Source organism: Saccharibacillus kuerlensis DSM 22868 (assembly GCF_000378145.1).
Taxonomy (GTDB): domain Bacteria; phylum Bacillota; class Bacilli; order Paenibacillales; family Paenibacillaceae; genus Saccharibacillus; species Saccharibacillus kuerlensis.
Map to the genome: position 1 here is coordinate 100,279 of NZ_KB899288.1, position 17,502 is coordinate 117,780.

The following is a 17,502-nucleotide window of genomic DNA, read 5'->3' on the forward strand; positions in this document are numbered from 1 at the left end:
AAGAAAGCCGTCCCTTGCCAAAGGCAAAGGACGGCTTTCTAATTTAGGATATCGAAATCAATTCCATTACGCATTCAGCAGTTTTTCAATGTCATCTTCCATATCGATTGGATCGGTTGTCGCTTCGTAACGATCAACGACCCGGCCTTCGCTATCAATCAGGAACTTGGTGAAGTTCCACTTGATCGAATCGCCGGACATGTATTCCGGATGCCGTTCATTGATCAGAGGAATCAAGATTTTAGCTACCGAGTGGAACGGATTAAATCCATTGAAAGGTTTAGAGTTGGCGAGGTAGCTGAACATCGGATGTGCCTGCTGACCGCGGACATCAACTTTTTGGAACATCGGGAACGAGACACCATAATTCAATGTACAAAATGTCTGAATCTGATCGTTTGTATCCAATTCCTGATCCGCAAACTGTCCGCAGGGAAAGCCGAGAATAACAAAGTCACGATCTTTATAGCGGTCATACAATTTTTGCAGGTCTTCAAATTGAAACGTAAATCCGCAGCCGCTGGCCGTATTGACAATCAATAAGGTTTTCCCGCGGTATTTGTTCAATGAAACTTCTTGACCTGCCATCGAAGTAGCTGAAAAATCGTAAATGCTGCTCAAGATAAATGCCCCTTTAATGGATGATTTTTGATGGATAATTAGTTGTCATAAAATGTCGAAAAACTTTATTTAGACTATAGCATGTATATCTTAAGTTGGGTATATTTTTTTGATAAATAGGAATATATAACTATGTTGTTGAGGGGTTATTCGGTGTCTTGAACAAGTCAAAAAACCTCGAAGCTATAAGCTTCGAGGCTGTCAGTCTGTCATTTAACGAAAAACTAGGAAAGGCTAACGGAACTCTTATTCCCATTTTTCCGAAGCGATAAGCTTAGGATTGGCGCCAATCAGATCATAAAATTGAGAATTTTTTTTCGAAAAGTCGTAACTGCCGTTAATCAAACTCTGCAGGAGAATCCAACTTCCATTATCATTTCGGGAAATTTGATCGCTGCTGATTCCTTCCGGCCGTTCATTAAAAACCGGAGCCAGGGAAACATTGATGTACAGCGTATGAATGCCGAATGTTTTTGCAATATCGAAGGCAAATTCTTCAGTTAGATCGTACATTACATACCCGTCTTTTTTGGTTTCGGAATAAAGGGTTCCACTTGATTCGTAGTTGTCCAGAAGTATCGTTACTGTGTACTTGTTCTTTGTATCAATCTTTACCTTGTAATCGACTTCGTATTCGGAATCTGATGTGGAAAGGGTGTCGTAATATGTGTATAGAAACTCCCTGATCGAGTCTTCTGACGGTTCGAGTACGGCTGCGTTATCGTTAACGGTTTCTTGGTGCGTATCCGTGTTTGTATACTCAGACTTATCGGTACTGTTAGGCGATGACGAGGTATTTGCGCTTATGATTGAGATTCGACTGCCCGATAGGTTGACTTTGGCGCCTGCTGCCTCGCTTACGAAGCGCAGCGGAACAAAGACATTGCCGTTAATCAACGTAGGAGCCAGCGGCATACGCATCGGCTGTCCGTTTATGTATGCGGTGCGGCTTCCAACATTAAGAATCATTTTTGTTCCGTTTTTGACGGCGGAAATTTGCTGCTTTTGCTGATCCCAATTGAAGGAGATAGCCAGACTGCGAAAGATTGGCGCAACCTGAACCATCGTGACATTTTCTTTGACAAGCGGATTTGTATTAAAGGTGACCGCCTTATTGTCTACCGATACTTGCATAACGGAGGCATTTGCAGGGGAAGCAAACAGACCGAGTGCGAGCGGTACGGTCAGAAGCATTCTTTTTTTCAATGGGCTTAACTCCTCTATGTTGAATGATGAGAATGAACAACGGATCGTAACCCGAGTATAAAACATTCGATTCACACTGCATAGTTTTTCGAAGAATTTGAAGGGAAATTCTTGAAATTTGGTTTCTAGGCCTAGGTTTGAGATAATACATAAGTGGGTCGTTTATTGCTATACCCCGCAGAGCCGAAAGGGAGAGACAAGCATGAGAACCATTTACATTCATATTTTATACGATAACGGAATTGAAAAAGAGTATGCTTTCGACTCGAGCGAGGAACTGACTCCGGCCGAAATGGAGATTGCGATCAGAGAGTTCAAAGATGCGTATATCATTCCGGTTTTTCGCGGTGAAAAATCTGAAGGCAGCAGTTACATGACTTTTGAAAGCGAAGGACGGGATATCAGCATCAACCTGCACAAAGTATCGGAGATTGGCTTCAGCATCCGCTGAACGGACCGCCGGTTCGCATTTTCAAGCACAATTCACACTTTATGAATGAACATCCATTCCGTAAACGAGGAGGAAACAATCATGAACGTATTGGTTATCGGAGCAAACGGACAAATTGGACGCCAACTGGTTATGCTGCTTCAGCAGGAGGGGAAACATAAGGTTACAGCAATGGTGCGCAAGCAGGAACAGGAAGAAGAACTTCAGGCAAAAGGTATTGAAACTGTACTCGCCAACCTGGAAGACCGGGTGGAAGTGCTGGCCGAAGCGATGCAGGGAAGCGATGCCGTTGTATTTGCTGCGGGTTCCGGCGGTTCGACTGGACTGGACAAGACGCTGCTGATTGATCTGGACGGTGCGGTCAAGACAATGGAAGCGGCAGAAAAGGCGGGAGTCAAACGTTATGTGATCGTCAGCGCGATGCAGGCTCATAACCGTGACAATTGGTCTGAGGAAATCAAGCCTTATTATGCAGCCAAGCATTATGCGGATCGGATGTTGGAATCGACGGGACTGGATTATACGATTGTGCGTCCGGGCGGGCTTGTGAACGAACCAGGTACAGGCAAAATTGCAGCACAAGAAAATTTAGCACCCGGCTCTATTCCGCGGGAAGATGTAGCGGCGGTTATCGCGGCACTCCTAGAAGATCGGAATACGTATCGCCGTGCATTTGATCTGACTTCGGGTGATACGCCTATTGCCGACAAGTTCCGAGGTTGATTGGTTAACTGCGGCTTAAGCCGGGAAAATGTTCGATCTGCGCAGCTGCGTCTGGCGCTTATCGTTTCAGTAGCGAAACTTTCCGGTTAACGATATCGTATGTGCATAAGGAATGCGATAGGCCTACGGAAAGGGCGGATGCCAGATGAAATCGTTCGGAAAAGGAAATTACACCGAAGCACAAAAGAGCGAGATGAAGCGGCAGATTGAGCGGGATGCAGGCGAAGCGTTCGATAAAGAAATGTCCGAGATCAACGGGCAGCTGCGTGAAGAAATTTTGATTGCCTTGATCGGCGATGTCAACGCAGGCAAGTCTTCGACCATCAACCGGATTGTAGGAGAGGAAGTCGCTGGCGTTGGCGCGGAACCTGGCGAAACGACGAAGATTCATCCGCATGCCTACAAGGACAAAATCTTTTTCATTGATACGCCAGGACTTAACGACGTAAATACGGAGAACTCGGCGACAACGCTGGACTATTTCCGCAAAACGGACGTGGTGCTGTTTTTCCTAAATGCGGCGGGAACGGTATTTTCGGAAAGTGAGCAGCGTTCGTTCCGGATTGTCGAGAAAGCCAATCCTAATATTCTTATCGTTCTGAACAAGATTGACGCTGCAGATGAAGTGGATCGCCTCGTAACACGGGTGCGCAGAGAAACAGGAGATAAATACGATGTCATTCCGATCTCTTCCCGCACTGGTGAAAATATTGACGAGCTGCGCGATGCCATTCTCGAGCTGTTAAAAAAAAAGAACAAGGATATTTTGTTCGCCCGCACGATCAAAGAAAAATCGTCGATCGCCAATAAATGGATCATTGGGGCGGCAACGTCGGCTGGTGCGATCGGTGCGGTGCCTTTACCGGGTGCGGATATTGTGCCGTTGACTGCGCTGCAGATCGGCCTGCTGACCCGGCTGGCGACATTGTACGAACGTCCGATTAGCCGAGAGGCGGCCAAAGAGATTGTCATTACCGCTATTGTCGGCAATCTGGGTCGAACGCTGTTTTCGCAAATTGTCAAAATGTTCCCGGGAGCAGGGACGGTAGCTGCAGCCGGTGTAGCCGGTTCCGTTACGCTGGCACTCGGTTACTCGGTTAAATATGCTTACGAACGCGGAATTGACGTTACCCCGGATACAGTATCCAAGCTCCACCGCAAATTTCTTAATCGGAAAAAGAAGGGTGATAAACTTCCGGGCGAGTAAGCGTGAAAACGGATCAACTATAAAACAGAAAAAGCTTCGTACGGTGTAATGCGCCGGCGGAGCTTTTTTGCTGCCGAGCGGCAGTCTGATATAATAGAAGGAAGGGCGTTTGACTGCCGAAAGAGATATAAGCACAGCGAGAGCAGGCAGCAGGGAGGCGCAGTATGTTGACGGAGCGGTTAGAATTGAGAGCTTTTCTGCCAGAAGAGGCGGAGGAGCTTCTGGAGCTTAGACTTGCAAATCGAGAATTTTTGGCACCTCTGGAGCCCGTTCGCTCGGACAGCTATTTGACACTTGCAGGACAGCGGACAGAAATTTTACAAAGTGAAAAAGGAAGAGTCCGCGATCAGGCGTACGTATATGCAATCAGGCTGCGCGAAAACGGGCAGCTGCTCGGACGCGCAGCGCTTACCGGGATTGCAAGAGGACCGTTTCAGAATGCGAGTTTGGGCTATTTTTTGGACAGGACGCATAATGGGCATGGTTATATGACAGAGGCGGCGCGCGGTATAGTAGAGCTGGCGTTTACCAAGCACAGACTGCACCGTGTTCAAGCGGGCGTGATGCCCCGGAATGCGGCGTCGCTCCGAGTACTGGAGAAGGCCGGATTTCGGCGCGAAGGTTTGGCAGAACGATACTTAAAAATTAACGGGGTTTGGGAAGACCATATTTTATTCGGAATCACGATTGAAGACTGGAAAGGAAAGGAGGAAGAAAATGACGTCAGATAACAGCAAAAAAGGTAAGGAGCATGAAGCGACAGGAACAAGCGTTGGTGAGCCGGTGGATCGATATATGGCATCTCTCCAAGAAGCGCCTGAGCATTCCGGTTCTGTCCGTGACGAGACGCTTGGTTATATGCATGAGCTAATCGAAATTGCACGTGACTTTGCGGAACGAGAGGACGACTTCTACGCTTGCGCCTTACTGAAGCGGATCGCAAATTCGTTGTCGGCAGCCGTGCTGCTGCGGGAAGGCGGCCTGATTGTAGAAGCTCCGGTACAAATTAGGGTGGCGTTTGAACATTCGGCGCGTCTGTTCCAGTATCGCGCCGCTCCCGAAACGATCGACACCGATGCGGCTCAGGAAGTTATGGGCAGCAACCTGGGTGTTATGAAATACGCCTATGAGCATATTTCGTTTGAATTGACCGATGTGTACGGTTTCCTGAATATTTTCACACATCCCGATCGTGCTTCGCTGGAATGGACAAGCCGGGTCAATGCGGATTCTGTGGACATGGCGGATATGTTGGCTTTGCATGGGGTTGGCGGTATCTTTCTGATTTTGTCCCGATCTTATCCGGAAGATGAGCGGCTGAGCGAAGAACGGATGAAGGAACAGGCGGAACGGATTGCGGCACGCATTCTCGGCGTACTGCAGGATTTCGATACGCTTAAGAATACCGGAGACCCTCATCGAATGCTGGAGCTGTTTCTTAGCGAAAACGGCCGCGTATTCGGCAAGGATAAATACAACGATCATCTGAAAAAATTCATGCTGTTTGCTTCGGAAAATCCGGAAAACACGATGGAATTGTATCTCAAAAGAGAAATGGAACTTGAAAAAAGAAGACAGCATAGAGCAGCGGCCAAGCAAAGAGAAAAAAACGCCCGGCTCAGACCAAAAAAGAAATAAATGGATATTAAGGAATGTGTCTTTACTGCCGATAGATATAAAGGCGGTTGCTCTCAAGTCTAAAAAAACGTATTCAAAACCGCTGTTTCCGGATGCCGATTCGGTTTCGAAATTCGGCCAATGGTTAAATATAAAGTGGATACGTCACAATAGACTGAAGTAAGGTGAGGAATCAAGATGCAAAACAATCAGACCATTCCGCAGTTCTCGGACGTTCTGGAAGAAGTTAATTTTATCCTTTACGGCTCAAAGTCCGGCAAGTCGGATGAAGAGCGTGGGAACGAACACGAGGAACAAGCGGAAGCCTATGCGCGCTGAGAAGCGCCATTAACCATTACATTGAGGAATTTTATAGATCCGTACCCAAACGGGTCCCCTTTTTCGAGCAGCTGCAGGCTGTTCGAAAAAGGGGACTTTTTTATATGATTGCCCATAGTGAATCAGAGGAGTCTCGAAGGCTGCGGGAGCAGATCGACAGTTGCATTACCGGACAGAAGCGAGAGGTGCCCTTCTGCGTATTGGATGCCATTTATAAGAAGCACAATCCGATGAATGCCCGGGTAATGCCGCCGAGTCGTAAGATCGGCAAACCGATGTCTGCGCGTACCGGACAATCGTTCTCCTCCATCCAACGTCCGGTCGGCCAGCATAAACAATTTGCGTGAAGAGCGTCCCGATGCTTTGATAAAATCGATCGCATATTCAAGACGAAGGCGTACAGGAGCGCCAGGTCGTGCTGTTAAACTAAAGTGCAGCTCGATATGTTCTCCGATCGTGATTGAAGCAGAAGAGAGCTGAAGCGAAGCTTGATCGACCGGAAGAAGAGCATTCCCATTTTCGGCTGTAGCATAACCGAACAAAGCTAAAATTTCGGGATCGGCTTGGCGAAGAAGCCCGCGGCAGCCGCGGCGGACAATCCAATCGGTCAGAGGATCAGAGCCGTACCAGCGGTACGCTGTTTCTTTGACCTGTCTCGGGTTGTCTTTCGAGATATCGTTAAGATTGTTGGCAACGCTTTTGCGGACGTACAGCGACGGATCCCTTTTCAATCGTTCAAGAATGTCCAAGACGGGAGCCGGATTACGCTTGAACAACGGAAGGGACTGTCCCCAAGGCAGACGCGGTCGGCAGCCCTCACTGGCCAGACGTCTCACATGTTCGTTGTCGCTGGATGTCCATTTGCGCATGCGAGTCATTGTACGATCAGGCGCATGGATCAGAAAGGCGCGAATAGCGAACTCGGACGACGATTTTGAAGTGAATCGCTCAAGGGCATCGAGTGCAAGCTCGACATCGTCTTCAGCTTGTCCGTGTACTTCGACAAAGTCAGGGAAGAAAAGGTAGGGAAAACCGACACAGTGCTCGTCAATCCGATACAGGACGTCCAGTGCTTCGGCAAACGATTTGGGGAGCGTGCGGCCCAGCGCTTGGGAGATACGCCGAATGCGGGCTTTCAATTCTAAGCTCTCCCAGTCGTCTCCAAGCACAAATGTGATAAAAAGGGTGCTGTCAAAGGGCGGATAGGCTGACTTGAGTTTGGCGGTAAAGTCCTGCAAAAAAGCTTCGGTGTATATTGATTTTAACGGTTCCGGCATGATGATTCCTCCTAAGTATCCTATAATGAAGATGATAACTTTATTGAAAATCCGATTCCTGCCTAATGTAACAGACGAACCCGGACAGAAGACTGTCCGGGTTTACCTGTTGAAAACACAATCATCAAATTCTTTTTGTACTCGAACATTGATCAGCCGCTTGCGGCAATCGCTGTAAATACTGCGGCAAGCGGAAGAAGTATGATTGCCGCAGTGATCAACCAAGTCAGCGGACGGGCAAAGCTGAAAGTCCAGCCGAGTCCGGTACGTTTTCCACAACCCCTTCTCATGGTATGCTAGAAAAAGAAAACCGGGATCAGAGAACAGAATGAAACGCAGTATGGCCGGAGAAGGAAGGATGAACCAAACAGATGAACAACGATTTTGACCGCTTGAATAAACTGCGGGAGCAGCAGCTGCTGAACGCCGAGGAAGCAGATTGGATTGAAGATTTGCTGCATCGTTTGGAAGAAGCGGAGTCCCATAATAAGCGGCTGCGAGAAGCTCTTTTGAAAGTTAATGGTAAGAAGCCGAGCATGTCCACCAAACTGCGCGATGCGCTTTACGAATAAAGGGTATAAATAGGTGCAGCCACAGGGTATGAATACATGCAGCCCTTCATACCATACAATTTCAAATCATGATAAAGCAGCAAATAAAAAAAGCGACAAATAAGAGATAGTAAATAAGAAACAGCAAATAAGAGACAGTGAACCAATAAAAGGAGGAAAAGATTTATGACTATTACATGTGATGTCGCTGTACTCGGCGGAGGAACAGGCGGTTACGTAGCGGCAATCAAAGCTGCCCAATTGGGAAAAGAAGTTATTGTGGTTGAGAGGTCAAAATTGGGAGGGACCTGCCTGCACCGGGGATGCATTCCGACCAAAGTCCTTCTGAGAAGTGCCGACATTTACTCGCTGCTGCAAAACGCGGAAGCATACGGGATTGAATCCGATGGAAGCCGCCTAGTATTCCCTAAAGTTCAGGAACGTAAGCAGGCCGTGGTCAACAAGCTGCACGAGGGCGTACAGTATCTGATGCGTAAAAACAAAATCCGCGTAATCGAAGGGAACGGCCGAATTATCGGACCTTCGATTTTTTCGCCGCGCAGCGGAGCGGTAGCGGTTGAATTGGCAGACGGAGAAATGGAGACAATCGTGCCGAACAATCTCATCATTGCTACCGGCTCGCGTCCGCGGGTCATTCCCGGTCTGGAGCCGGACGGAAAGCTCATTTTGAGCAGCGATGAGGCGGTAGACCTGGAGAAACTGCCTGACTCGATAGTGATCGTGGGCGGAGGCGTTGTCGGTGTCGAATGGGCATCCATGTTCTGCGATTTCGGCGTAAAAGTGACTCTTGTTGAACTGTCCGAGCAGATTCTTCCGGGGGAAGACGAAGAAGTGGCCCGAGAATTGGCAAGACTGCTTTCGAAGCGGGGAATTACAATTATGACAGGGGTTGAGCTTAAGCCGGATACTTACGCGCCCCGAGAGGACGGACTTTCGATTTTGGCGGTATACAAAGGGGAAGAGCTCCAGCTTGAAGCTGCACAGATGTTCGTTTCCATCGGCCGTGCTGCTAATGTTGAAGGGATTGGTCTGGAGAACACCGATATTCAGGTTGTAGATGGAACAATTGCCGTTAACGACAATTTCCAGACAGGCGAATCGCATATTTATGCAATCGGCGACTGTATTGGCGGGCTGCAGTTGGCTCATGCGGCGAGTCATGAAGGCATTGCGGCGGTTCAGCATTTGGCCGGACAAGGAAGTCACGGTTATAATTCCAATTTTGTTCCGCGCTGTGTGTATACACATCCGCAAGTAGGAAGCGTCGGCATGACAGAGAAGCGTGCTCGCGAGCTTGGCCGCAGCGTAAAATCTGCCAAAGTGCCATTCTCGGCAATCTCCAAAGCGCTGGTGGAAGGTCACACGGACGGATTTGCAAAAGTTGTCGTGGATACGGAAACCAATGATCTTGTTGGGGTGCAAATTATTGGACCGCATGCGACCGAGTTGATTGCCGAAGCTGCCTTGGCAGCCGTGCTGGATGCAACGCCATGGGAAGTCGGCAGTGCGGTACATGCGCATCCGACACTGGCTGAAGTGCTCGGTGAGGCCATGCTGGCGATCGACGGAAATGCGATTCACATTTAACCCCGACCCTTATGCTTTAGAGCGAACATTTTGACCCGGCTGCGCTCAACGGCAGACCGGGTTTTCTTCTATTTTCGTGATTTTTATGCAACGGCATGGAGCAATCGCTGCACAATAGGAGGAGTTCTTTGCATATGTGCTGTAAAGCGGTACTTTTCTTTTTTGCTTGAAAAGGATTATAATAAGTTCGAGCTTGGAATTAGTACCTGGTTTTAAGACGTTGTGTTAGACGACGGACTTGAGCAACTCACTCGTTTACGACATTTAAGGAGGTTCCTATGATGAACCAAAAAGGAACGGCTGCGCCGCAGACCCTTCACGAAGCGGCAGGTCTGGATGATCGCCGCGCCGTTGAAATGTACAAATATATGCTGCTTGCACGTAAATTCGACGAGCGTTGTCACCTGCTGCAGCGGGCTGGAAAAATCAACTTCCATGTATCCGGCATCGGACAAGAGACAGCCCAAGTGGCTGCCGCGTTCGCGCTCAATACGGAAAAAGACTATTTTCTGCCCTATTATCGCGACTATGGCTTCATGCTGGCCGTTGGAATGACACCACGCGAGCTGATGCTTTCCGCATTCGCTAAGGCGGAAGATCCGAACAGCGGAGGACGTCAGATGCCGGGTCACTTTGGCAGCAAAAGACTGCGCGTTCTGACAGGATCGAGTCCGGTAACGACTCAGGTTCCGCATGCGGTAGGCGCAGCGCTGGCTGCCCGGATGCGCGGAGAAGAAGCGGTGTCCTTTGTTACTTTTGGTGAAGGATCGAGCAACCAGGGAGATTTCCATGAAGGTGCAAACTTTGCCGGCGTACAGAAACTGCCGGTCATTATGATGTGTGAAAATAATCAATACGCCATTTCCGTTCCGATTGCCAAGCAGTTGGCCGGTAAGGTAAGCGATCGTGCACTGGGATACGGTTTCCCGGGACTGCGTGTAGACGGCAATGATGCTCTTGAGATGTTCCGGGCTGTACGCGAAGCACGGGAACGCGGTGTAAGAGGCGAAGGGCCGACACTGATTGAAGCGATGATGTACCGTCTGTCGCCTCACTCTACGTCGGATAACGATTTGGCCTACCGGACCAAAGAAGAAGTGGATGCCAACTGGAAAAAGGACGGAATTCCGCGCTACAAGCAGTATCTGATTGAAGAAGGTCTATGGAGCGAAGAGCAGGAAGAAGTCTATTTGAAAGAAGTCGCCCAGGAGCTGAAGGAAGCGACGGAGTATGCCGATCAAGCGGCTTATCCTCGCGCGGAAGACACGCTGCTGCATGTATATGCGGGCGATGACGACGGACAGGGAGGAAACAACTGAGATGCCGATGATGGAATATATTGACGCGATTCGCCTGGCAATGAAAGAAGAGATGGAGCAGGATCCGTCCGTTTTCGTATTGGGAGAAGACGTGGGAGTCAAGGGCGGCGTGTTTACGACGACCAAGGGGCTGCAGGATCAGTTTGGCGAAGAGCGGGTCATCGACACGCCGCTGGCGGAGTCAGCAATTGCCGGGGTAGCGATTGGAGCAGCGATGGTCGGCATGAAGCCGATCGCCGAAATGCAGTACTCGGACTTTATGCTGCCTGCTACCAACCAGATCATCAGCGAAGCGGCCAAGATTCGCTATCGTTCCAACAACGACTGGGACTGCCCGATTGTCGTACGCGCTCCGATCGGCGGCGGCATCTTCGGCGGCTTGTATCACTCCCAGTGTCCGGAATCGATCTTCTTCGGTACTCCGGGTCTTAAGATCGTGGCTCCTTACTCGGCATACGATGCGAAGGGACTGCTTAAGGCTGCTGTCCGCGATTCCGATCCGGTTCTCTTTTTTGAAAATAAAAAATGTTATAAGCTGATCAAGGAAGATGTGCCGGAAGACGATTATATTGTCCCGATCGGTAAAGCGAATCTGCTGCGCGAAGGTGACGATATTACGGTAATCAGTTACAGTCTCCCGCTGCACTTTGCGATGCAGGCAGCAGAGGAATTGGACAAAGAAGGCATCAGCAGCCATATCCTGGACCTGCGCACCATCCAGCCGCTTGACCGCGAAGCGATTATAGAGGCTGCACGCCGCACAGGAAAAGTGCTAATTGTACATGAAGACAACAAGACCGGCGGTGTAGGCGCCGAAGTGGCCGCGATTATCGCCGAAGAATGTCTATACGACCTGGACGCACCGATTCGTCGTCTGTGCGGCCCGGATGCACCGGCGATGCCGATCAATCCGCCGCAGGAAAAGTTCTTTATGCTCAGCAAAGACAAGCTTCTGGTTGCTATGCGAGAACTGGCACTGTACTAGTGTCTTGATCGAATTCGATTAGTTATAGAATCCCTTTACAATTAATGCGGTCCAGGCACCGAATAGGAGTGAACGCAATGAGCAGCAATCAACAAAAAGATATCGCAATGCCTCAGCTCGCAGAGTCGCTCGTGTCCGCGACGATCTCGAAATGGCTGAAATCGCCGGGTGATTCCGTCGATATGTACGAGCCGATATGCGAAGTAATCACGGATAAAGTCAACGCTGAGATTCCGTCGACGGAGGAAGGTGTCATGGGCGAGCTGCTGGCTGCGGAAGGCCAGGAGGTCGCCGTAGGCACGGTCATCTGCCGCATCGTAACCGGAGGCGGAGCCGCTGCCGAAACAACGGCTTCTGCGGCCGCTCCGCAGAATCAAGCCCCGGCGCAGTCCGCTCCGGCCGCTTCGCTCTCCGGCGCTGCGCCGCGTCCTTCCTCGGCTGCACCTGTGCCTGCCGCTTCGGACAGCGCCGCAGGAGGCATGCGCGTGCGCTATTCGCCGGCCGTACAGGCGCTGGCAGCGCAGCACGGCCTCGATCCGTCCGTCATTGCCGGCAGCGGCATGGGCGGCCGGGTAACGCGCAAAGACGTGCTCCAATATTTGGAGCGCGGCGGTGCGTCCCAAGCGGCTGAACCAGTCGCTCCAACCGCTCCGACCGCTCTGGCGGTCCAGCCTTCGCCGCCGACCGCCGCGGCTTCATTTGGGACTCCGCAGCCGCCGATGTTCGCCGCTCCATCTCCGGCGTCTTACAATGAAGTCCGGCATTCCGGGCTTCATCTCAGCGAGACTCCGGCGCTGCCTAAGATCGAAGTCGAAGACGGCGGACGGGGCCGCAACGAGACTTACATCGATGTTACGCCGATCCGCAATACGATCGCAAGCCGGATGCGCCAAAGTGTATTGGAAATCCCGCATGGCTGGATGATGATCGAAGTCGATATGACCAATCTGGTCAAATTGCGCAATAAATACAAAGACGAGTTCAAGCGCAAGGAAGGCGTCAATCTGACGTATCCGGCGTTTGTCATTAAAGCGGTCGTCAACGCGATCAAAGACTACCCGATCATGAATTCCGTATGGGCGGTTGATAAGATTATCGTCAAACGCGATATCAATATCTCGCTCGCAGTCGGTACGGAAGATTCCGTCATGACGCCGGTCATTCAGAAAGCAGACCAGAAAAATATCGCGGGTCTTGCGATGGAGATCGAAGATCTGGCCCGCCGCACGCGCGAGCGTACGCTAAAGCTCGACGACATGCAGGGCGGTACGTTCACCGTCAACAATACCGGCTCGTTCGGATCTATTCTGTCCCAGCCGATCATCAATTATCCGCAGGCGGCGCAGCTGACGTTCGAGTCGATCGTCAAGCGTCCGGTTGTCATTAACGATATGGTCGGCGTACGCTCGATGGCCAACTTCTGTCTGTCGCTGGATCACCGGATTCTCGACGGTCTGATCTGCGGACGTTTCCTGCAGCGGGTCAAAGAGAATTTAGAATCTTATTCGCTTGATACAAAGCTGTATTAAGGTGTTAAGGTATTAAGCGTTATGTTTTAATAAATTACGGTATAGAAAAGAGCTTCGGATTCCAGCGTTATTTCGCTTGGATCCGAAGCTCTTTTTCATTTGTTTGAACTTTTGCCGACAGGCATGTTTGTTCATTCGGCGGTTTACTCAAAAGTACATACAAGCACTTACTCTACTCGAGCTTTACCCGAGCGCCTTGCTTAATCAACAATTTCGTTTACACGAAAATTTGCATGAAGGAAACCAGCACTGAACCGAGCATGGCAATAATCATAATCCAGATAAATACTTTGAACCATTTCTTGTTTTGCATGAAGTTGTCGAACCTCTTTTCGCGAATAGTAAGATAGAGATGCTTCGAGTTTGAATCATCGAGGCGTCTTTTGGTTTTTTACGAATTTCCTAGTAAGATAGAACAGAGAAACGGGACTGCCCGTCAGGGGAGCCGCTGCGGCTCCCATCATACTATCTATTTTAGCTTATTGGGAAAGCGGAGGGAAGTTTTTATGATTGATACAGAAAGACTGGTTCATGAATTTTTGGAATTGGTGCAGATCGACAGTGAAACCAAGAATGAGCGGATGATTGCGGATGTACTTACAAGCAAGTTCAAGCTGTATGGCCTTGAAGTAACTGAGGACGATTCGGCATCGCGTTCCGGGCACGGATCGGGTAATCTGATAGCGCTGCTGCCGGCCACCGAAGGTACGGATGCTCCGAAGCTGTTCTTCACCTGTCATATGGATACAGTTGTTCCGGGACGCGGCGTCAAGCCGGTCATCGGGGAGGACGGCTGGATCCGAAGTTCGGGCGATACGGTTCTCGGAGCTGATGACAAAGCCGGCGTAGCCGCGCTGCTGGAATTGATTCGAGTGCTGCGCGAACAGGAGATTCCGCACGGCCAGATCCAATTTGTCATTACGGCGGGTGAGGAATCCGGTCTGATGGGCGCACGCTCAATGGACGCTTCGCTGCTGGATGCCGATCTCGGATTTGCTGTCGACTCGAATGGCGAAGTGGGAGCGATCGCGGTATCTGCGCCGGCGCAGGCCAAGATCACGATGGAAGTTCACGGGAAGTCAGCACATGCCGGCGTTAATCCGGAAGACGGAATCAGTGCCATTCAGGTGGCGGGCAAGGCGATTTCGCGCATGAAGCTGGGGCGTATCGACAAAGACACGACGGCGAACATCGGCAGCTTCTCGGGCGGCGGTGCAACCAATGTAGTGACGGATTATGCCAAGCTGGAAGCCGAAGCGCGAAGTGTTGTACAGGAAAAGGTTGAGGCCCAGATCGCTTCGATGAAAGAAGCTCTTGAATCTGTCTGCGAAGAATTTGGTGCCAAGCCGATATTCGACAGCCGTATCGTGTATCCGTCGTTTGGTCATACAGAAGATTCTGAAGTCGTACAGCTTGCGAAAAAAGCGGCGGCACAGCTGGGGCTCAGCGGACGCACTTTCCAATCGGGCGGCGGCAGCGATGCCAACGTATTCAACGGTTTTGGCGTACCGACGGTCAACCTGTCTGTAGGCTACGAAAATATTCATACCACCGAAGAGAAAATTGGGGTCGACGATCTGGGCAAGCTGGCCGGATTTGTACTTGAAATTGTGCGCCAATCGGTACGCGGTTAAAAGGTACGCCGTTAATTAAGTACGAAGTTAAGGAATTTCCGTTTTACATTCAGAATTGGAGAGGTGGAGAAGGGAATGGAACCAGGCAAGGAAAAGTTGTGGGAGAAAACAGTCGACAGCAAGCCGATTTTTGACGGAAAAATTATCAAAGTGCAGATCGATACGGTTGAGTTGTCTGATGGAACGACGGCAAGCCGTGAGATTGTCAAGCACCCGGGCGCTGTTGCGGTTGTAGCGTTAAAAGGAGACAAGATGCTTGTCGTTGAGCAGTTCAGACAGCCTCTTGGCCGCACGGAAATCGAAATTCCGGCAGGCAAGCTGGAGCCGGGTGAAGATCCGCGTGAAGCGGCTGCCCGTGAACTGGAGGAAGAGACAGGCTATCGGGCTTCCGAGCTGATTCATTTGTCCTCGTTCTATACGTCGCCGGGTTTTGCGGATGAAATCATCCACTTTTATGCGGCGGAGGAACTGACGGAAGGCACGCTTCAGCCTGATGAAGACGAATTCCTGGAACTGACGGAAATTACGCTGGACGAAGCGTTTGAGCATATTCGCGCAGAGCGGATCAGCGACGCCAAGACGTTAATGGCCGTATATGCATGGCAGCTTCGTACACTGACAGGCAAATGGCCGGTATAAACCTGACATAAGGGTTTGACTTCAAAGCCCGGTAACTTCTATAATAGGGAACGTGAGTTTGACAGGAGAACAACCGGCATGAACGGGCAAGCTCCGAGGGGGAGGAGAAGTATGGAATCGCGGATCGATAAAATCAAACAGCAGCTGCAGTCCAAGGGATACAAATTGACGCCCCAGCGGGAAGCCACCGTTCGCGTTTTGCTGGAAAACGAAGAAGACCATCTGAGCGCGGAAGACGTGTTTATGCTGGTCAAGGAAAAGGCGCCGGAGATTGGTTTGGCCACCGTATATCGCACGCTGGAACTGCTTAGCGAAATGCATGTGGTCGAAAAGTTGAACTTCGGCGATGGCGTATCGCGCTATGATCTAAGGGGCGAATCGAACAAGCATCATCACCATCATCTGATTTGTGTGCAGTGCGGTAGTATGGACGAGATTCGTGAAGACTGGCTGCTGCCGCTTGAAGAGCGGTTGGAGAAAGAATATCGTTTTACCGTATTGGATCACAGACTTGATTTTCAGGGTATCTGTCACCGCTGCAGAGCGAAAGAAGACGATAACGCGTAACCAGCGGCCGCTGCGGCGGATTTCTTTCTGAGCAAGCAGGCCTCGGCGGATCGAACGCGATCTGCCGGAGGCTTTTTTTGGCGTTTTTTAGTCGGTGAGTTTCCTCACTTTCGCTTGATGGCTCAATTGCGGAAATTCACCTTTGGATCGGTGAGTTTCCTCATTTTCGCTTAATGGCTCGAATGCAGAAATTCACCTTTAAAAAAAGGACTTTCAAAAAAACCGTGGAATCTTTAGACAAACGGGGATTCGGCGGCTCAGTTAAAAGAGCATAAGCGGCTTTCCCGAGGGAAGTTTGGAGGGGGGCTATCAGTGAACACGTATCTGAATGCGTTTATCACATATATGTCGGAAGAAAAGAGGCGCTCTGTCAGCACACTTGAATCTTACCGACGAGATCTGGCACAGTTTCTTGAGTTTGCAGCGGGACGCGAATTGAAGGCAGTCGACGAAATTCGCAAGTCGCATATCGCGGCTTATCTGAATGAGATGAAGCGTTCCGGCAAGGCACCGTCAACGGTCGTACGCGCTTCAGTTTCTATTCGCTCCTTTTTTCATTATCTGATTCGTCAGTCGCTTGTTGTGCAGGACCCGTCAATGGATCTTGAAACACCGAAGCCGGAGAAAAAGCTCCCGGTCGTGCTGACGGTAGAGGAAGTGGAGCGTCTGCTAGGAGCGCCTGACCTTTCCAATGCTCAAGGGGTGCGCGATAAGGCCATGCTGGAAGTGCTGTATGCAACCGGTATTCGGGTGTCCGAGTTGATCTCACTGAATATTGGAGATATCGATCTGCAGCTGAAATTTCTGCGCTGCGGCGTCGCTGGCAAGGAACGTATTGTGCCAATTGGGCGAATGACTGCGGAATCGGTGGCGGCTTATCTGGACCCGATGAGAAATCGGCTGCTTAAGCGGGAAGATCAGGAGGCCTTGTTTCTTAATCAGCTCGGCACCCGATTGACTCGTCAAGGCTTTTGGAAGATCATTAAGAAATATGCTTCTTCAGCCGGTATCGAAACGGATATTACACCGCATACGCTGCGCCATTCTTTTGCCGCCCATCTGCTGGAGAACGGTGCCGATCTGCGCTCGGTCCAAGAGATGCTCGGGCATTCGGATATTTCGACAACGCAGGTTTATACGCATGTGATGAAACGTAATATGAAAGAAGTATACGAACTTCACCATCCCAGAGCCTAAGCTTCACCGCAGTGGTTCGGCAAGACCCAATC

General features: G+C 50.2%; 19 protein-coding genes. 15 read left to right on the plus strand and 4 right to left on the minus strand.

Annotated elements, in window-relative coordinates:
• Positions 1-66: 66 nt before the first annotated feature.
• Complete coding sequence (locus tag F456_RS0113415; RefSeq protein WP_018977559.1) at positions 67-621, minus strand: glutathione peroxidase; 555 nt, start codon at positions 619-621, stop codon at positions 67-69.
• A gap of 246 nt (positions 622-867) precedes the next feature.
• Positions 868-1,827 carry a copper amine oxidase N-terminal domain-containing protein gene (locus F456_RS23665; RefSeq protein WP_018977560.1) on the minus strand — a complete coding sequence of 320 codons (960 nt, stop codon included), beginning with the start codon at positions 1,825-1,827 and terminating at the stop codon, positions 868-870.
• A 202-nt stretch (positions 1,828-2,029) separates the two neighbouring features.
• Between F456_RS23665 and F456_RS0113425 the strand changes: the two genes are divergently transcribed.
• The 6 genes from F456_RS0113425 to F456_RS24330 all read left to right on the plus strand — a co-directional run bounded on the left by F456_RS0113425 (position 2,030) and on the right by F456_RS24330 (position 6,164).
• The gene (locus F456_RS0113425) at positions 2,030-2,278 is read left to right on the plus strand and encodes a hypothetical protein (RefSeq protein WP_018977561.1); all 249 of its coding nucleotides are present in this window, start codon (positions 2,030-2,032) and stop codon (positions 2,276-2,278) included.
• Positions 2,279-2,359: 81 nt separating this feature from the next.
• Positions 2,360-3,001 (plus strand): SDR family oxidoreductase, encoded by a 642-nt coding sequence (locus F456_RS0113430; RefSeq protein ID WP_018977562.1) that lies wholly within the window; start codon positions 2,360-2,362, stop codon positions 2,999-3,001.
• 145 nt (positions 3,002-3,146) lie between these two features.
• Positions 3,147-4,208, plus strand: a complete 1,062-nt coding sequence (locus tag F456_RS0113435) for a GTPase (RefSeq protein WP_018977563.1) — start codon at positions 3,147-3,149, stop codon at positions 4,206-4,208.
• Between the two features lie 164 nt (positions 4,209-4,372).
• Positions 4,373-4,939 (plus strand): GNAT family N-acetyltransferase, encoded by a 567-nt coding sequence (locus tag F456_RS0113440; protein ID WP_018977564.1) that lies wholly within the window; start codon positions 4,373-4,375, stop codon positions 4,937-4,939.
• Entirely contained in the window at positions 4,926-5,846 is a 921-nt protein-coding gene (locus F456_RS0113445; RefSeq protein ID WP_018977565.1) for a hypothetical protein, read from the plus strand. Before F456_RS0113440 ends, F456_RS0113445 begins: the two co-directional genes overlap by 14 nt.
• A 177-nt stretch (positions 5,847-6,023) precedes the next feature.
• Entirely contained in the window at positions 6,024-6,164 is a 141-nt protein-coding gene (locus F456_RS24330) for a hypothetical protein (protein ID WP_018977566.1), read from the plus strand.
• A 122-nt stretch (positions 6,165-6,286) separates the two neighbouring features.
• Here the strand turns inward: F456_RS24330 and F456_RS0113455 are convergent, their stop codons facing one another.
• Positions 6,287-7,441, minus strand: a complete 1,155-nt coding sequence (locus F456_RS0113455; RefSeq protein WP_018977567.1) for a DNA alkylation repair protein — start codon at positions 7,439-7,441, stop codon at positions 6,287-6,289.
• A gap of 371 nt (positions 7,442-7,812) precedes the next feature.
• Between F456_RS0113455 and F456_RS0113460 the strand changes: the two genes are divergently transcribed.
• From F456_RS0113460 to F456_RS0113480, 5 genes are all read left to right on the plus strand, one after another.
• A complete protein-coding gene (locus F456_RS0113460; RefSeq protein ID WP_018977568.1) occupies positions 7,813-8,013 on the plus strand; it encodes a hypothetical protein in 201 nt (66 codons plus the stop codon).
• A gap of 165 nt (positions 8,014-8,178) precedes the next feature.
• Positions 8,179-9,600, plus strand: coding sequence for a dihydrolipoyl dehydrogenase (lpdA, locus tag F456_RS0113465; protein WP_018977569.1), 1,422 nt, complete (start codon positions 8,179-8,181; stop codon positions 9,598-9,600).
• Between the two features lie 281 nt (positions 9,601-9,881).
• Positions 9,882-10,919, plus strand: coding sequence for a thiamine pyrophosphate-dependent dehydrogenase E1 component subunit alpha (locus F456_RS0113470; RefSeq protein WP_018977570.1), 1,038 nt, complete (start codon positions 9,882-9,884; stop codon positions 10,917-10,919).
• A gap of 1 nt (position 10,920) precedes the next feature.
• Positions 10,921-11,904: an alpha-ketoacid dehydrogenase subunit beta gene (locus F456_RS0113475; protein WP_018977571.1), complete on the plus strand. Its 984-nt coding sequence runs from the start codon at positions 10,921-10,923 to the stop codon at positions 11,902-11,904.
• A 77-nt stretch (positions 11,905-11,981) separates the two neighbouring features.
• Entirely contained in the window at positions 11,982-13,433 is a 1,452-nt protein-coding gene (locus F456_RS0113480; protein WP_018977572.1) for a dihydrolipoamide acetyltransferase family protein, read from the plus strand.
• Positions 13,434-13,650: 217 nt separating this feature from the next.
• Here F456_RS0113480 and prli42 read toward each other — a convergent pair whose 3' ends face one another.
• Entirely contained in the window at positions 13,651-13,746 is a 96-nt protein-coding gene (gene prli42 / locus F456_RS24020; RefSeq protein WP_018977573.1) for a stressosome-associated protein Prli42, read from the minus strand.
• 193 nt (positions 13,747-13,939) lie between these two features.
• Here prli42 and F456_RS0113490 point away from each other — a divergent pair, with 193 nt between their 5' ends.
• The 4 genes from F456_RS0113490 to xerD all read left to right on the plus strand — a co-directional run bounded on the left by F456_RS0113490 (position 13,940) and on the right by xerD (position 17,470).
• Positions 13,940-15,067 carry a M20/M25/M40 family metallo-hydrolase gene (locus tag F456_RS0113490; RefSeq protein ID WP_018977574.1) on the plus strand — a complete coding sequence of 376 codons (1,128 nt, stop codon included), beginning with the start codon at positions 13,940-13,942 and terminating at the stop codon, positions 15,065-15,067.
• 75 nt (positions 15,068-15,142) lie between these two features.
• Complete coding sequence (locus F456_RS0113495) at positions 15,143-15,706, plus strand: NUDIX domain-containing protein (RefSeq protein ID WP_018977575.1); 564 nt, start codon at positions 15,143-15,145, stop codon at positions 15,704-15,706.
• 111 nt (positions 15,707-15,817) lie between these two features.
• Positions 15,818-16,273, plus strand: a complete 456-nt coding sequence (fur, locus tag F456_RS0113500) for a ferric iron uptake transcriptional regulator (RefSeq protein WP_018977576.1) — start codon at positions 15,818-15,820, stop codon at positions 16,271-16,273.
• A gap of 312 nt (positions 16,274-16,585) precedes the next feature.
• Positions 16,586-17,470, plus strand: coding sequence for a site-specific tyrosine recombinase XerD (xerD, locus tag F456_RS0113505; RefSeq protein WP_018977577.1), 885 nt, complete (start codon positions 16,586-16,588; stop codon positions 17,468-17,470).
• Positions 17,471-17,502: the final 32 nt, after the last annotated feature.

Excerpts from the sequence above, each read along its gene's own strand:
- F456_RS0113425 (WP_018977561.1), top strand. The coding sequence starts at position 2,030 with ATGAGAACCATTTACATTCATATTTTATACGATAACGGAATTGAAAAA.
- F456_RS0113430 (WP_018977562.1), top strand. The coding sequence starts at position 2,360 with ATGAACGTATTGGTTATCGGAGCAAACGGACAAATTGGACGCCAACTG.
- F456_RS0113435 (WP_018977563.1), top strand. The coding sequence starts at position 3,147 with ATGAAATCGTTCGGAAAAGGAAATTACACCGAAGCACAAAAGAGCGAG.
- F456_RS0113440 (WP_018977564.1), top strand. The coding sequence starts at position 4,373 with ATGTTGACGGAGCGGTTAGAATTGAGAGCTTTTCTGCCAGAAGAGGCG.
- F456_RS0113445 (WP_018977565.1), top strand. The coding sequence starts at position 4,926 with ATGACGTCAGATAACAGCAAAAAAGGTAAGGAGCATGAAGCGACAGGA.
- F456_RS24330 (WP_018977566.1), top strand. The coding sequence starts at position 6,024 with ATGCAAAACAATCAGACCATTCCGCAGTTCTCGGACGTTCTGGAAGAA.
- F456_RS0113455 (WP_018977567.1), bottom strand. The coding sequence starts at position 7,441 with ATGCCGGAACCGTTAAAATCAATATACACCGAAGCTTTTTTGCAGGAC.
- F456_RS0113460 (WP_018977568.1), top strand. The coding sequence starts at position 7,813 with ATGAACAACGATTTTGACCGCTTGAATAAACTGCGGGAGCAGCAGCTG.
- lpdA (WP_018977569.1), top strand. The coding sequence starts at position 8,179 with ATGACTATTACATGTGATGTCGCTGTACTCGGCGGAGGAACAGGCGGT.
- F456_RS0113470 (WP_018977570.1), top strand. The coding sequence starts at position 9,882 with ATGAACCAAAAAGGAACGGCTGCGCCGCAGACCCTTCACGAAGCGGCA.
- F456_RS0113475 (WP_018977571.1), top strand. The coding sequence starts at position 10,921 with ATGCCGATGATGGAATATATTGACGCGATTCGCCTGGCAATGAAAGAA.
- F456_RS0113480 (WP_018977572.1), top strand. The coding sequence starts at position 11,982 with ATGAGCAGCAATCAACAAAAAGATATCGCAATGCCTCAGCTCGCAGAG.
- prli42 (WP_018977573.1), bottom strand. The coding sequence starts at position 13,746 with ATGCAAAACAAGAAATGGTTCAAAGTATTTATCTGGATTATGATTATT.
- F456_RS0113490 (WP_018977574.1), top strand. The coding sequence starts at position 13,940 with ATGATTGATACAGAAAGACTGGTTCATGAATTTTTGGAATTGGTGCAG.
- F456_RS0113495 (WP_018977575.1), top strand. The coding sequence starts at position 15,143 with ATGGAACCAGGCAAGGAAAAGTTGTGGGAGAAAACAGTCGACAGCAAG.
- fur (WP_018977576.1), top strand. The coding sequence starts at position 15,818 with ATGGAATCGCGGATCGATAAAATCAAACAGCAGCTGCAGTCCAAGGGA.